Raw genomic sequence first — 14,679 nt, 5'->3', positions numbered from 1 at the left:
CTAGAGTTACTTGGTGACGTCCTTCAGTAGTATGCTTAGATAACATGTATATTTCTCCCCTCAAACATTATCTACTTTAATTGTACAATAAAAAAAGCTTGTAGACATGACTTTGTCTACAAGCTGACCACAAGTTCTCTAACTTGTGGTCAGTTCTTCTTATCAAAATACATCCCATCTAACGAAAACGCCTGATATGGGTTCGCATACTGGACGTTTTTTTCTTTCTTTTTCTTCATTAATGTAAGATTGTGCTTAATTTCTTCAAATTGGCGCATCAGCATCGGTTCGAATGCCTCGTTCAACTTCACAATCATCTTCCCCATACGATGTTCTTCATCAGAATAAACACTTGGAAGCTTATCCATGACCGCCTGGCGCTGATCGAGCAGTTCATTCAGCCGCTCGATGTAAGGTTCGCGTTCCTCTTTCGGAAGTCCGCTCTTCACATGATCAAACAGATTTTTTGTGATCTCCAATAAAATCTTTACAGCTGTCATTAGACACGACCAGCCTCGCCATGCTGCAAGCGGCGGTTAATCTGGATCACTTCTTTCCATGTGTTACGGAAATCTAGCACATAATCTTCCACTTCATCTAAGATCTCAACATCGCTTTGTATATTCGCTTCGATCAAACGGCGGTGGATATAATCGTACATCGCCATCAACGACTTCGAAACTTCCAGGTCCATATTCAGCGTGACCATTAACTCCTGGATGATCTTCTGAGCTTTTATGAGGTTCTTATTCTTCTCTTCAGTATTTTTCATCTCGATCGCCGTTCGTGCGAGACCGATAAATTTCAAGCATCCGTTATAGAGCATGAGCGTCAACTCACCGGGTGACGCCGTTTGGACTGAGTTATTCTGATACGCCTTGTTCGCGTTAAGTATGGACATGTAAAGGTAACACTCCTTTTTCGTTTAAAAATTACTGTCCGCCGCCAAACTGCTGCATTAAGTACATCGATTGCTGATTCGAACGCTGAATTGCTTTTTCCATAGCGGAAAATTGACGCCAGTAACGGTCTTCTACATCGATTAATCGTTTTTCAAAAGCCGAGATTCGTTTATCGACATCTGTTAATTCACGGCCAAGCGTAAATTGGGCGTTTGTACGGAGTGAATTCCCTGCTTTTAATTCGATCTTATCCACGGTTTGGTCAATAGCCGTACGCAATTTTTTAGCGATGCCTTCTTCCGTTCCATTTCCCGTAAACAATTTCATCACGGCTTCTGGATCTTCTGCTAAAGCTTTTCGCAATTTTTCCTCATCTAATTCAAGCTTTCCCTTGTCCAAATAGTTCTTGGAAGTGGTAATTCCGATCTCAGAGAGCTGATCAAAATTTGAATTACCGGTGTTTACCGTCGAATACAAAACGGTACGCATCGTGTTTAAGCCACTTGATAGAATGGAATCTCCACGCAACATCCCGCTTTTTGCCTTCTCATCCCACATCTCAGCTTCCTTATCAGAAAGATCTTTACGCTGTTCAGTCGTTAGAGGCTGGTAAGCACGGTATCTCGTTTCAGCTGTCTTTTTATTGATGGCTTCAATCGTTTCGTTATATTTTTCAACGAACTTTTTGATGACGTCCACTGTGGCATTTGTATCACTTGCAACAGAAATGTTCGCTGTACCTTCTTGTTGAAGAGTATACGTTACACCGCTTAATGTGAACGTATTGGATGACCTGGTCGTTTCGTATCCGTTAATCTTAAATGCAGCGTCCTGTCCAGAAGTCTTTCCCTCTAAGTTGTTAGTTGCATCTACTGAAAAACCGAGATCATTCATAAAGGCAGCTGTCTCCGGATTATCAACGACAATCTCTGCTTTCGATCCTGTATCTTTTTTCGTTACCACAAAGGTCTCTTTTACCGCATCATAAAAAGCTGTTACTCCGAGCTCTGAAGAGTTAAATGCAGATACAATTTTGTCGATCGAGTCACCTGCTTTAATCTTTAGTTCCTTTTGAACTTGTGTCCCGTCACCATGTGTCACGGTAAACGAAAAAGTAGCATCCTCTGAAGCTGTATAATCGCTTTTCAGAGGCGTACTCCCCTTCCACAATGCAGGAGTTGCCGTTTTTAAAACTTCGATCTTCGTGCTCGTATCAACAGCACTTCCATTTGCTGTAGCTGACACCACACCAGGATTAGAGCTTGTTACAGCTTTTTTATTGAAGCTTCCTTGGAGCGTAATGCCTTCGAAAACGAGTTTGTCTAGATCGGTTAACAGTTTATTCATCGAACGATAATCGTCTCGCTGCCACTCTAGCAGCGTTTTTTTCTGAGACAATTTATCTAATGGAATGCGCTCAGCTTTCATCAAATCCTTCACGAGCGAATCGATATCCATCCCACTGGCTAATCCGCCAATTCTCATGCTCACGGTTCATCACCGTCCCTATATTTTTTTATCTACGAAAATGCCCATAAAATCAATCATTTCTGCATACATATCAAGGAACTTTTTATTGGGGATCTCCTTCACGACATCCTTAGTTACTTCGTCTAAGATCTGCACGTAATAATCGTTCAATTTTTCGTGAAGCACAAATTTGGTGGATGTATGTGCTGGTATCAACATATCGTTCATGGCATCGATGACTTTTTCTAATGTCTCTTTAGTTGGTTTTGTTGGTACTGAAACTTCAGCTTGTGATGTTTGATCTTGCTTGTTTTGACTCTTAAGCAAAGGCTCAGATTTCTGAAAAGCAGGAGAACTAATAGACTGTAGTTCCACCTTCATCGCCCCTTTTATTTTCTCTAAATCTTATATCGGAACGTACAAATAATTGTTGAGGAAGAGGGGAAAAGAAAAGTCGAAAGAAACTTTATTACAATTCTATGAAACTAGTCTCACAAGCGATATTTTATTGTAAAATAGTTGATGTTGAAGAACATTTATGAAATAAAACTTACAATTAACACCAATCTACTACAGACAAAAAAATGAAACCTTTAAATATAGAAACCTTAATAAAATATATAAATGAGAGGATAATGGCATTAATGAAACAAAGACAAAAAAAACAGCCAAAGAAACGAAGCCAGCATCATAAAGCTGGCTCCAAACAGAATGCAGCCATTGAACAGCCTCTACATAAAAATAGATACATAATGGGTCTCGACGGATTACGGGCGATCGCCGTTCTTGCCGTCATCGCCTATCATCTAAACTTTGATTGGGCTGCTGGAGGATTACTCGGGGTTACCGTATTTTTTGTTTTATCAGGATACCTAATAACAGATCTGCTGATCGCAGAATTTCATACATCGGATCGGATAAATTTCAAGGATTTCTGGCTACGCCGGGCACGAAGATTACTTCCTGCAATGTTTACGATGCTGCTCGTCGTCATCACATGGGTTACGATCTTCGAACAGGCGATGTTAGATCGATTAGAAGAAGATACGGTCGCAGCCATTCTATACGTCAGCAATTGGTGGTACATTTTCCAGGACCTTTCATATTTTGAGAGTTTCGGTCCACCTTCCCTCTTAACTCACTTTTGGTCACTTGCGGTAGAAGAGCAGTTCTACATCCTTTGGCCGCTTGTGATTTTACTAGTTTTAAAGATGAAGGTAAAAGAAGGATCTATGTTCTCTTTAATGCTACTCGGAGCCATCGCTTCAGCTGCAGCCATGGCCCTTTTATACGAACCCGGAACAGATCCTAGCCGTGTTTATTATGGAACGGATACACGAATCTTTTCCTTATTACTGGGGGCAAGTCTAGCAGTCGTCTGGCCGAGCCGAAAACTATCAACAAACTTACCATCTGAAATTCGCTGGAAACTAGATTTTGTCGGCCTGTTTGGGCTATTGTTCATTTTCTACATGTTCTGGAGCGCAGATCAATACCAAGACTTCCTCTATCAAGGCGGAATGGTGGCCATGTCGGTGGCTTCCCTGCTTGTAGTGGCTGTAATCGTGCATCCATCGAGCAAACTGAACACCATTTTAGGCTTCAAACCATTGCGCTGGATCGGGGTTCGTTCATATGGGATCTACTTATGGCATTTTCCGGTGATCGTGCTCACGAGCCCTCAATGGGGCGCAGATGCACCGAGCTTAGTCCAAACATCGTTACAGTTGGTCTTAATTCTAACCTTTGCGAGTCTATCTTGGACATTTATCGAAAATCCAATTCGCAGAGGAGCGTTAACCCGTTTCTTCCGTGTTGTGAAGTGCGGTGAATGGAGACGTGAAAAATCATTTATCGGCCGTTTTGTAACTACAGCAAGTATTCTTTTTGTCTTTTTAGGGATTTCAACGGTGGGTCTCACCACAACATCAGTTGCACTCAGTAAAGACAACGTGATTAATGCCATACAGGAAAAGGTCGGAAAAGAAGAAACTCCGACTGAAAATGAAATAAACTTACCGGACACAAAACCAGAAACACCAAAAACGGAACCTGAACAAGGGGAACCTGACCCAGAAGAGCCGAAAGAAGAAGAGCCTACACAAGAAGAACCGAAAGAAGAAGAACCACCCATTGAAGCACCACCTGTCGCTGAGAATAAGTCTGTAACAGTCATTGGCGATTCCGTTATGATCGAAGTAGCGCCACACCTTGAAGAAGCTTTCGAAAAAGTGGAGGTTGATGCAAAGATCGGCCGTCAATTTAGAGAAGCAAAAGATATCGTACAGCAAAAGAAAAACAGTGGCAGCTTAGGAGAGATCGTGGTTATCGAGCTTGGAGCAAACGGACCATTACCTGATAAAAAAATGGCTGAATTAATTGAAGATATCGGAACAAATCGTGATATCTACATGATTACCACTCGCGTTCCAAAACCTTGGCAGAATGAAGTCAACGATACGATGAAGGAAGTTGCTGGTGAATATAAGAATGTAAAAGTGGTAGATTGGTTCTCATTCAGCGAATCACACCTTGATTATATCGGAAAAGATGGGGTTCATTTAACTTTGACTGGAGCAAGAGTGTACGCGGAGTACCTGATTAACCACATAAAGTGAGTCTGTGGGTCAAAACTGCAGTACTTTGAGCCAAAGTGGAGTGTCTATGAGTCGTAATCCATTCTCTATGAGTCTTCGCGACGCTTCTATGAGTTTAAAGTAATTCTATGAGCCAAAATGCACAGTCTATGAGTCGTTATTGATGTTCTACGAGCCAAACTAAAATTAAGAAGGGACCTGACCTAGTGTCAGCCCCTTTTTTTAATCTTTTTCATCCTCACCAGTCAGCGGATTTTCTTTTCCTTCAGGTGCAGGGAATTCTCCTTTCGGTAGATCCGTTAGGTAATCGGTGAGTTCAGGTAGATAATATGCAGAAATCGTAATTTCATAGGTTAGCTGATCAGGTGTTGCCTCTTCAGCCATCATTTCAATTTCATTCATACCTGTGAATGTTATGGCTTCGATAACCGTGATCCGCTTCAACTCTTCGATCGTGCGTAAGAATTGAAGAAGACTTTCATAATTCTTGGAGACAACGGACATCTCAGCTGTTATCTTTTTTACACCTTCAGGGAGAACTTCGGGTGCCCGAGCTGTATCGTCTGTTGTTTCAACCGATTCATAAAGATTTGTCTGTTACGAAGTTGAACCGTAAGAGAAAATAAGAGCTCTCCTCTTTTGGAAAGCTCTTTTTATTTTCATACCCAAATGTTGATGAAGAGATGCCAGGAGATCACCAGAGTATACATGATAAAAGCTACATTTAGTAAGATTTGAACTCTTCTTTTTAAGGGGACAAAGCCAATTATAAGTATGAGAAAGGAGAATAAAAGCTTTACTAAAAATAATAGTATGGGATCTGGAATACAGCCATCTCATAATTGGATTATGTTCTGTACCACCCTTGAGGAGCAACTGGTGAATAAACAGAGCATCCGCTACGTTAAATACAGCTAAACACAGGCATATGCTGAAACTTGAATATCCCGTCCATATAATCCTTCACTCCTTCTATTAAAGGAGTATTCCCTGATAGAGAGAAGAAGTTTCTTTAAAATGTGTATTAAAAAGAGACCTTAGACTAATCTAAGATCTCTTTCTGTAATTAACGAAGAAGTTGTAGAACTCCCTGAGGCTGCTGATTTGCTTGAGCAAGCATAGCTTGAGCAGCTTGAGAAAGAATAGAATTCTTAGTTTGGTTCATCATTTCTTTCGCCATCGTGCGAACATTTACTTTCATAAATGACTAGACTATATCTTCACCCTCTAGCAATCTAGTAGGGGTCGGGCACTTCGGATTCACAATGCTGATGACCATTGTTTCACCTATGGATTTCATCATCATAGCTTTCGCCTTAGATGGTCTATCCTAGTCGTTGAACCTTCTCCAGAGTTTCCTCACAGGAGCTTGGCTGCTGATTGCCCAAATCTTTTCTTTTTTCAAACCTTCACGCCTGTCGTTTCCAACTACGTTGTGGTAAGAAAAGCTCTAAGGGTTTTCCAGCAATTCACCCGATTATAATCACTAGCCGTTACCAGCTAGGACGACTGTGCTTGTCACTGCTTAGGCAGCTAAAGCATAATCAACGTCACGAATACGAGATTCCGCAGCAGTTAGGTTTTCAGAAGATGTGTTTAGGTTATTGATTGTGTGCTCAAGTCGATTTTGGTAAGCACCAAGATTTGCTCTTTCATCAGAAACCGCTTTTATTGCTCCATCAATATTAGTTAAAGCAGTATTAAAATCCGAAGAAGTTGTACTAATATCCACTGTTTCTACACCAGTTTCACCTAAATCAGCAGCTTTCATAGATTTAATTGTTAAAGTCAAGGTTTGTGTGTCATTTGCACCAATTTGAAATTTAAATGTACCATCTGAACTGTTTCCACCTGAACCAGTTAATAATTTTGCAGTATTGAATTCAGTTTGATCACCTATTCGATTAATTTCTGTTATTAATTCATCCATTTCTTTTTGAAGTGCAGCTCTGTCATCACCATTGTTTGTGTCATTACTAGCTTGAACAGTTAGTTCACGCATACGTTGAAGAATGCTGTGAGTTTCATTTAATGCACCTTCAGCCGTTTGAATTAAACTTACTCCATCTTGAGCATTTTTTGAAGCCATATCCAAGCCACGAATTTGCCCACGCATTTTTTCAGAGATAGCTAAACCAGCAGCGTCATCCCCAGCTTTGTTAATTCGAAGGCCCGAAGATAGTTTTTCCATTGAGTTTGATTGTGCACCTGCTGCAGTATTCAACTGACGATAAGTATTAAGAGCTGCGATATTATGATTAATTCTCATTTCTTTTTCCTCCTTGAATGTGTTCCGCCCACGTCCTTGTGGTTGGATTCTTTATTGAAACACACCTCACTTTTACGGCCGTTAAAAGTTTAGCTTGTTTCTACATTCTTAATATCGGATTTAAAAGAAACTTGTTTAACTACATATTGTTCTTTTTTAACTTTTTTAATTGTTGAAATATCTTTAGTGAAGTCTCTGCTGCTTCGTTGTTTTCTTGTTGAATGGACAAAAACACTTCTTTTCGATGGATCTCTATGTTCTTTGGTGCAGAGATTCCTAACTTTACTTGTTCTCCATCAATGGATAGTACGGTTAATTCGATATCATCACCAATTTTAATAGCTTCTTGTAATTTCCGGGTTAATACAAGCATACTTAACCCTCCTGTCCGACTAACAGAGATTCTGAAAGTTCATGTCTTGTTTTATATCGATTATCTGTTAATACCACCTGTTTAGCCAGGCTTTCTTTTACATTAATCACGACTGGCGCTTGCAAATTTGCAGTGGATCTATCTAATGTTTCATGAATCGTTAAGATCACCTGAACCAGCACATCAGATTCTTCTTTAACCTTTAATTGTTCTTGAACGGTTTCTGCTAATTCAAAATCATATTCTTTAAAGAAGAGGAATGGATTTGTTGTGAAAAAGGCAAGGTCTTTTGTTGTAACAGATTGTAAGGTTGAAAAAGGGGTTCCTTCCATCGGCAGAAGAACAAATTGTGTTTCGTCTTCAAATCCTGGCAAGCCTTGTTCGAAATGAAGAATACCTGATTCTTGAATCTCTATTGTTTCTTCAAACTTTGTATGAAGTATCATCGTTATCATCCTTTACTTTTTTCATCAACATGTAACCCTACAAAATCAATCGATAAAGAAGGTTTCTGTATTAAGTCAATATCTACTGAACCCGGTTTATATTGGTGAACGGGTTTATTCATTTGAACTTCAATCTCCGGTTTATGTGTATGCCAATTCAGTTTCACTTCACTAGGTTGATAGTTTATCTTCACACTATTAGCCGACGGTATGAAACCAATATTAAATTCATAGATTGGACTTTCACTGTTTGTTTTTGCATGTTCTGGAATGGGATTGCCCCCATCTTCGATTCTCATGAGGTCTTCGCCTTCTTGAGCCATTCTAGCAAGCCCAGTTAACCAATCCTCGTAACCTTGTTGTGCAAATTCTTCTATTCTACGAGAAATATGTTTTAAATCCATGTCTGCCCAAGCTTCAGTTTGATCGATCGTGAGTTGTGAAGGTGTGCGATCGATTTGCAACTCTGCTTTTGGTTGCTTGATCATTAAGTCAGCTGGTTGTTGATGGATTTCTTGTACAGGTTTATGTATGGTTAATCCAATTTTCGCACAAGTGGATTCCAATCTTATTTGAGGAACGTTCATATTATGTCCTCCTAAAAAAGTTCTATTGCAAGAAAAGAGCTATCACGAGGATAGCTCTTTTAGAATTATCGTAAAAAGTCCATAAGCGTTGGCTGCATGATGCGGGAACCTACCGCTAACGCAGCGCGATGCAAACTTTCTTGCATCTTTAAATCTGTAATAACCCGCTCGATATCAGCATCTTCATTATCAGATAGAATACGGTTTGCGATCACTTCTTGTTCACTTACACGCGCATCGATCAGTTCTACTCGATTAAAACGAGCACCTAACTCAGCGCGTTCAGCAACTAAGCTATTAATATGAGAATCTAGTTTATCGAGAAAACCACTTACCTCTTCATCATTGGTTCCTTCGAGCGTTTTTATCAACTCATTAATATCCCCAAACAAGCCGCTTTCTGGTATGCCTGAAGTATGAGTAAAAACATTTTTCGGATTGATGTTAATGGCTATTTCGATCCCTTTGGAAAGCTCAAGGTTAACAGAGTTTTCATTTGTCGATACGGAAGGTGTTTTACTAAAATCGACAGGCTTATTCGTTGTATCATTCCCATTAAAAATGTACTTCCCAGCAACTTGTGTGTTCGCAATAGAAACAAGATGTTCTTTTAGCTGTTCAATCTCTTTACCGATCATCCCTTTTTGAGATTCTTCATATGTTCCGTTACTCGCCTGAACGGTGAGTTCACGGATACGCTGCATCACACTTGTCGCTTTATCCAGTGCTGCATCTGAGTTCTCCATCCAGTTGTATGCTTCTGAAAGGTTTCGTTTGTACTGCTCCACTTCTGTTAAGTTCGTTCTGTACGTCATACCCTTCATAGCAACAACCGGATCATCTGAAGGGCGGCTGATTTTTTTACCAGTCGTGAGCTGTTCTTGTGTTTTGGCCATGCTCTCATAGCTATTACTAATATGACGCAGCATGTTATTAGATAACATCGATTGTGTTACACGCATTTAAGTAGCACCTACCTTCCGCCGACACCCATGCCGTTAATGATTTTATCTAGCATTTCATCGATTACTGTAATGTTTCGAGCAGATGCATTATACGCGTGCTGAAACTGGATCATGTTCGTCATTTCCTCATCTAACGAAACTCCACTTACAGACAAACGACGTTGTTGAACAGAATCTGTTAGAACCGCTGAGTTATATGTTAAGCGGACAGCTTGCTGCGCATCAACCGCCATCTTTCCGATTGCACCTTCATAGAAACTTTGTAAGGATGACGTACTACCCGGAAAGTTTAAAGGGCTATTTTTAACATCAGCAAGCTTTAAAGCATTGCTTCCATCACCACCAAAAGGATTGGTTGCTGCGGCAATGTGATCTAGCTCATTCATGTCATCATGAAGTTTAAGTTGCTTTGCTGCACCTTTTGGATTTGTAGGGTCAATTGTTTGTTTAAAATCAAAGAATGCATAACCTGTTTGAGTACCTGCCTCAATCTCTGATAAGCTCCAACCACTGGCATGAACTTCATTAAATTCAGTAGCAAACTGGAACGCCATCTGATCCAGGTTAGCTAACATTTCAGGATAGATTCCCTTTACAACTCCATTATCGTTATAACCGTAAGATTCTATTAACCCTTTTAGCTTTCCACCTGCAAACTTCGCAATATCAACAGGAGCATTATCATCAATACTTATGCTGTTTGCCAAGCCATTCCCACCAGCATCATCATTTATAGAGATACGATTCACTTTACCGTTGCTCGAATCTACCAAAACAAACTCATTTCCATCTTTATCTTTCATCTTAATATCATACAGTCCTGCGGCTAATGGATCGGGCTTGCCGCTACTTGGTTTTGATGAAACTTCTACTTCCAATAGAGTCGATAATCGATCGACTAGGTTATCTCTCTCATCATACAATGTGTTTGGAAGATAACCATGCGGCTCTACTTCACTTATTTGCTTATTGATGCTTTGAATGTCATCAAGAAGTGCATTGATTTCTTTTGTAGTTAGATTTGCATGTGTTTTCAAATCTTCTTGAATAGAAGTTAATGAGTTTGATAGATAGTTGAATGTTTCTGCCACAGCTAGACCACGTTGACGGACAACTGAACGAGCTCCAGAATCTTCTGGGTTCACAGAAAGATCCTGAAGGGATTGCCAAAAACGATCAAGTGTTTTCGCTAGTCCGTTATCCGAAGGTTCGTTCATGATGTCTTCCATCTTTTCAAGGGCTTCACTTCTTGCGCTCCAATAACCGAGTTTGTTATTTTCCCCTCTAAATTGAGTGTCCAAAAAGCCCTCGCGAACACGCTGAATGGAACCCGCAGCTACACCTGTACCCATCTGTCCAGGGATTTGCGGTCGGTTCATACTTGCAGCCGGATAAGCTTCGGTATGAACAAAATTCACTCGTTGGCGGCTATACCCCGGAGTGTTTGCATTTGCGATATTATTTCCTGTCGTTTGAAGTGCCGTCTGCTGGGTGAACATACCACGGCGGGCTGTTTCTAGCCCATGAAAAGTTGAGCTCATTCTAAAATTCCTCCGTTAGGGTTAAGCTTTTGAATCAAAAAGTGAAGACGATTGACTTGTGTAAGGGTTCGTTTTTGGATTGCTGTATGTAGCTGGTTCGCTCTGAGGCTGAACCATACTTAGAGACATATTGACGTATTGCAAGGAGTGCTCGAGTAACTCTTGGTTTAATTCGTTCCTGTTTTTCAGAGCATCATACGTTTGAACAAGTTTGCCTTGAAGGTTAAGAAGCTTTTCTTTCTCCCGAGCCTCTGATTGCGCTAGAATGTCACGAAGCGTTACGTTCGCAAACTTTAGCATTCTCTCTTTTTCAATCACCTGCAGCTTCTTCACTTGAAGATCTTCTTCTTTTAAAAGAACATCGAGAGCCTTCATATCTCCAAGTTTCAAAACGTCTGTTTTACGTTCGCCTAAAGCAAGAAGGTCATCATGAGACTTTATCAAACGTTCAAGAATTGATGTCATTTGCGCAGTTTCCATGGAGTCCTCCTAGCCTTTACGCCAAAAGTCTAAAATAGATTTAGCAACCTTTGAATTGTTAACTTCATAGTTTCCACTTTCTATTTGTCGCTTGATTTCGTTCACTTTATCAGCACGCTCTTGCTCAAACTTTGAAGTAGATAGAAGTTTTTTCGCTTCGTCTGAAATTTGGACCTCATCTTTTTTATATGAAGACTTTACTGAATCTTGTTTCACATCTTGTGTTTGTTTTTTATATGGGTTGTTTTGTATAGAATTAAAATGGTTTATACGCATGATTCGTCACCTCTTTTAGAGATTGTTTACCTTATCTATTATATCGGTCAAACCATGTAATTCTTTAAATTATGAAACAAAATTAGGCTAATTGTCATCTGTATGGTAAGAAGGTAATGCTTCAGTTTGTTTTTTCATAATAAAATCTTCAATGGAAAGTTCCGATTTTAGTTTTTCTTTACATACTTGGCATAGACGTCCGTCATTAATCGGTTTCTGACAACCATCACACGGATAGGTGAAATTCGGAAATCCTTTAATGCGAATTCTTCCCTGGTGGATGAAATAGATAATCTTGTTTTCGGAAACCGATGTAGCTTCACTTACATCTACAATGGTAGCGTTCCGGTTTTCACTTTTTCTGATATAGCGATAAACTTTATCGTATTGCATTTCTTCCTTATGAAAACAGGTATCACAAGTTTTCCGAATTCGCTTTATAAACAATCCTCCGCACTCTGGACAGTTTAATATATCCCCCATAATATTTCCGCTCCTTCGTATTCTCTCTTCTTTATATATCGGAAAACCCAAGGGAAAATTTAACGGGACAATCGCTTTATTTTATCTAGCAAGTGTTATAGAAGATATTTGATCAGCCCCAGCATCTTTCAGGACTTTCGCCGCATAACGCAATGTGCTCCCCGTTGTATAAACATCATCGATTAAAAGAATCGATTTGTTTTTTATACTGTCTTCATCTGTAATTAAAAATGGATTATTCTTTTTCGCCATTCGATCTTTACGTGTTTTCTTACTTTGTTTTTCTTCATGAGTCACTCTTTTTAATAGAGGATAAACATTACGAGTTAAGCTTTGCGCGAATATTTCCGCTTGGTTAAAGCCTCTTTCATATTGCCTTTCTTCACTTAGTGGGATGGGGACAAGGAGTGCACTTCGGGTGAAACTCTTAAACGTTGAAGTCATTACCGGACTAAACGCTTTAAACAACTCTGCATCCCCGCGATATTTTATCTTTGCGATTACTTCCTTCAGAAAATCGTTATAGACATAAAGTGACCGATTTTGTTGCAGAACTCCCGTCCATTCTTCATCTTCCTCCCACCGAATGCAGTCGTAACAGAAATCACCCTGTCGATATTGCTCGGGAAATAATGAAAAGGAGCGTCCGCAGATTCTACATATCTCCCCTTTAATCAACTCAAGTTTCGCTGAGCACGACTGACATAATAATGGTTCAGCATTTAACCCGAATAAAGCAGCCCACGACCAAGTTTCTGAATAGGACTGATGGCAAAATAAGCAGTAACTCAAAATCCAGCCTCCTTGTTCATTTCCCGAATATGTTTTATGGCACTTAACATACTTAGAGACTTTCCATAATGAAAAAAGAGCACCTGTCCATCATGATCATTTTTACTTCTCCCAGCTCTTCCTGCCATTTGAACAAGGGCACTCTCAGAAAACACTTCATGATCCGTCCCAAAAATAGCAACATCTAAAAAAGGAACCGTAACACCGCGTTCTAAAATTGTCGTGGTGACTAATAGCTGTATATCTCCTTGTCGAAATCGTACTACTTTTTCTTTTCTTAGTGGATCTTCTGCATGAACAGAATCAACGGTCACTTCAACTTGCTTCCTAATAAATTGAGTCACATGATCAATAATCGTTACCGAAGGCACAAAAATCATTGCCCGTCTTTCACTTGCAGCTTGAGATTTAACCCACCTCAAAAAAGCAGGTGGCAACTTTCCTTTTTCTAATCGCTTCTTCCACTCCCCGCTCCAAACGATTTTAGGTACAGGCAGAGGAAATCCGTGAAATCGAATCGGTATTTTTACACATGGGAGTTTATTTTGGGTGACTTCTTTTTTCATCTTTCGGGAGGGAGTTGCTGAAAGGTATAAGCGAAGAGCATCTGTTCGAGTGGAAGTTGAGACGGCATGCTGAAGGGTTTTATCGTAGGAATATGGAAACGCATCGACTTCATCGACGATCATCAGATTGAACGCTTGTTTAAATCTATAAAGCTGATGCGTAGTTGATAGGACTAATTGAGCAGGTGTTTCTCTTTCATCTGATCCACCATAATAGCTGGCGATCAAGGTAGTTGGAAAAGCTTTCTTCAAACGTGGTGCAAGTTCTAAAACGACGTCAGTACGTGGTGTTGCGATACAAACCCGTAAGCCAAGCTTCAATGCTTTTTCAATTCCATGAAAGAGAACCTCTGTTTTCCCCGCTCCACAAACAGCCCAAATCAATAGTTCGCCACTTTTGCCTACTTGTTCAACAAAACGATCAGATGCCGTTTTTTGTCCTGCTGAAAGTTCACCTTCCCAGACTAATTGATTTTCTTCTATTTGTTCCACTTCTGGACCAGTCCAGCTTAATAGAGGGGTACACATACTCACCCGCCCCATCATAATGCAATTTCGGCAGTACACACACTTCTCACTTTTACAGCGAAAACAAGAAAAAGAGGCAAATAAGTGATCTTTTTCATTGTTACATCGATTGCATTGCCAGCCGTATTTATTTTTCTTAACCCCTTTATTGTACATAACAAAACCATTCTCATAATGTTCGTGTATGATTTCTAAAGGAATGTGAAGTTCATCAAAAAGGAGCATCTTTCCATAAAGGATTTGCTGGAGTTTTTCATCATAATCATAAGAGGAATTCAGAGGTTGTGACTCTAATTCAGGAAGCTCTCCAAATGGAACCAGCTTTAATTCGGGGTTACCTACAAGGGTTTCTGGTACAACGGTTAAATAATCGTTTAAAAAATAGGAGACAAATCTCATTGAGT

General features: G+C 39.9%; 18 protein-coding genes and 2 pseudogenes. 1 reads left to right on the top strand and 19 read right to left on the bottom strand.

Features of this window, described 5'->3' with window-relative positions; translation table 11 throughout:
* Positions 1–149: 149 nt before the first annotated feature.
* Genes M3206_RS09145 through flaG form a run of 4 tightly spaced genes read right to left on the bottom strand, consistent with a single transcriptional unit; the run spans position 150 to position 2,747 of the window.
* A complete protein-coding gene (locus tag M3206_RS09145) occupies positions 150–500 on the bottom strand; it encodes a hypothetical protein (RefSeq protein WP_251312215.1) in 351 nt (116 codons plus the stop codon).
* Complete coding sequence (fliS, locus tag M3206_RS09140; RefSeq protein WP_251312214.1) at positions 500–901, bottom strand: flagellar export chaperone FliS; 402 nt, start codon at positions 899–901, stop codon at positions 500–502. The genes M3206_RS09145 and fliS overlap by 1 nt, the downstream gene beginning before the upstream one ends.
* A 31-nt stretch (positions 902–932) precedes the next feature.
* Entirely contained in the window at positions 933–2,387 is a 1,455-nt protein-coding gene (locus M3206_RS09135; protein ID WP_251312217.1) for a flagellar hook-associated protein 2, read from the bottom strand.
* A 21-nt stretch (positions 2,388–2,408) separates the two neighbouring features.
* Entirely contained in the window at positions 2,409–2,747 is a 339-nt protein-coding gene (gene flaG / locus M3206_RS09130) for a flagellar protein FlaG (RefSeq protein WP_251312213.1), read from the bottom strand.
* A 377-nt stretch (positions 2,748–3,124) separates the two neighbouring features.
* Here flaG and M3206_RS09125 point away from each other — a divergent pair, with 377 nt between their 5' ends.
* Positions 3,125–4,990: an acyltransferase family protein gene (locus M3206_RS09125; protein ID WP_285876871.1), complete on the top strand. Its 1,866-nt coding sequence runs from the start codon at positions 3,125–3,127 to the stop codon at positions 4,988–4,990.
* A gap of 201 nt (positions 4,991–5,191) precedes the next feature.
* On the opposite strand, the gene M3206_RS09120 is transcribed toward M3206_RS09125, so the two are convergent.
* The 15 genes and pseudogenes from M3206_RS09120 to M3206_RS09060 all read right to left on the bottom strand — a co-directional run bounded on the left by M3206_RS09120 (position 5,192) and on the right by M3206_RS09060 (position 14,674).
* Entirely contained in the window at positions 5,192–5,473 is a 282-nt protein-coding gene (locus M3206_RS09120; protein ID WP_251312212.1) for a hypothetical protein, read from the bottom strand.
* Positions 5,474–5,628: 155 nt separating this feature from the next.
* Positions 5,629–5,784, bottom strand: a complete 156-nt coding sequence (locus M3206_RS19200; protein ID WP_425590719.1) for a hypothetical protein — start codon at positions 5,782–5,784, stop codon at positions 5,629–5,631.
* 19 nt (positions 5,785–5,803) lie between these two features.
* Positions 5,804–5,893 (bottom strand): annotated as a pseudogene (locus M3206_RS19195) (hypothetical protein); the annotation flags it as partial.
* A gap of 142 nt (positions 5,894–6,035) precedes the next feature.
* Positions 6,036–6,149: pseudogene (locus M3206_RS09115) on the bottom strand (flagellin); the annotation flags it as partial.
* 345 nt (positions 6,150–6,494) lie between these two features.
* Complete coding sequence (locus M3206_RS09110) at positions 6,495–7,238, bottom strand: flagellin (protein ID WP_251312211.1); 744 nt, start codon at positions 7,236–7,238, stop codon at positions 6,495–6,497.
* Positions 7,239–7,377: 139 nt separating this feature from the next.
* Complete coding sequence (gene csrA / locus M3206_RS09105) at positions 7,378–7,611, bottom strand: carbon storage regulator CsrA (protein ID WP_251312210.1); 234 nt, start codon at positions 7,609–7,611, stop codon at positions 7,378–7,380.
* A gap of 2 nt (positions 7,612–7,613) precedes the next feature.
* Positions 7,614–8,057: a flagellar assembly protein FliW gene (gene fliW / locus M3206_RS09100; RefSeq protein ID WP_251312209.1), complete on the bottom strand. Its 444-nt coding sequence runs from the start codon at positions 8,055–8,057 to the stop codon at positions 7,614–7,616.
* 5 nt (positions 8,058–8,062) lie between these two features.
* The gene (locus tag M3206_RS09095) at positions 8,063–8,644 is read right to left on the bottom strand and encodes a DUF6470 family protein (RefSeq protein WP_251312208.1); all 582 of its coding nucleotides are present in this window, start codon (positions 8,642–8,644) and stop codon (positions 8,063–8,065) included.
* A 65-nt stretch (positions 8,645–8,709) separates the two neighbouring features.
* Positions 8,710–9,606, bottom strand: coding sequence for a flagellar hook-associated protein FlgL (gene flgL / locus M3206_RS09090; protein ID WP_251312207.1), 897 nt, complete (start codon positions 9,604–9,606; stop codon positions 8,710–8,712).
* 11 nt (positions 9,607–9,617) lie between these two features.
* Positions 9,618–11,150, bottom strand: a complete 1,533-nt coding sequence (gene flgK / locus M3206_RS09085) for a flagellar hook-associated protein FlgK (RefSeq protein WP_251312206.1) — start codon at positions 11,148–11,150, stop codon at positions 9,618–9,620.
* Positions 11,151–11,171: 21 nt separating this feature from the next.
* Positions 11,172–11,630 carry a flagellar protein FlgN gene (locus tag M3206_RS09080; protein WP_251312205.1) on the bottom strand — a complete coding sequence of 153 codons (459 nt, stop codon included), beginning with the start codon at positions 11,628–11,630 and terminating at the stop codon, positions 11,172–11,174.
* A gap of 9 nt (positions 11,631–11,639) precedes the next feature.
* The gene (gene flgM / locus M3206_RS09075) at positions 11,640–11,906 is read right to left on the bottom strand and encodes a flagellar biosynthesis anti-sigma factor FlgM (RefSeq protein WP_251312204.1); all 267 of its coding nucleotides are present in this window, start codon (positions 11,904–11,906) and stop codon (positions 11,640–11,642) included.
* An 87-nt stretch (positions 11,907–11,993) separates the two neighbouring features.
* On the bottom strand, positions 11,994–12,389 hold the full coding sequence (locus tag M3206_RS09070; RefSeq protein ID WP_251312203.1) for a TIGR03826 family flagellar region protein: 396 nt from the start codon (positions 12,387–12,389) through the stop codon (positions 11,994–11,996).
* 81 nt (positions 12,390–12,470) lie between these two features.
* A complete protein-coding gene (locus tag M3206_RS09065; RefSeq protein ID WP_251312202.1) occupies positions 12,471–13,181 on the bottom strand; it encodes a ComF family protein in 711 nt (236 codons plus the stop codon).
* On the bottom strand, positions 13,178–14,674 hold the full coding sequence (locus tag M3206_RS09060) for a DEAD/DEAH box helicase (protein WP_251312201.1): 1,497 nt from the start codon (positions 14,672–14,674) through the stop codon (positions 13,178–13,180). Before M3206_RS09060 ends, M3206_RS09065 begins: the two co-directional genes overlap by 4 nt.
* Positions 14,675–14,679 lie beyond the last annotated feature (5 nt).

Source organism: Fictibacillus phosphorivorans (assembly GCF_023715845.1).
Classification (GTDB): Bacteria; Bacillota; Bacilli; order Bacillales; family Fictibacillaceae; genus Fictibacillus; species Fictibacillus phosphorivorans_D.
The sequence above is the reverse complement of the archived record's forward strand: the minus strand, read 5'-3'. Positions and strand labels throughout refer to the sequence as shown.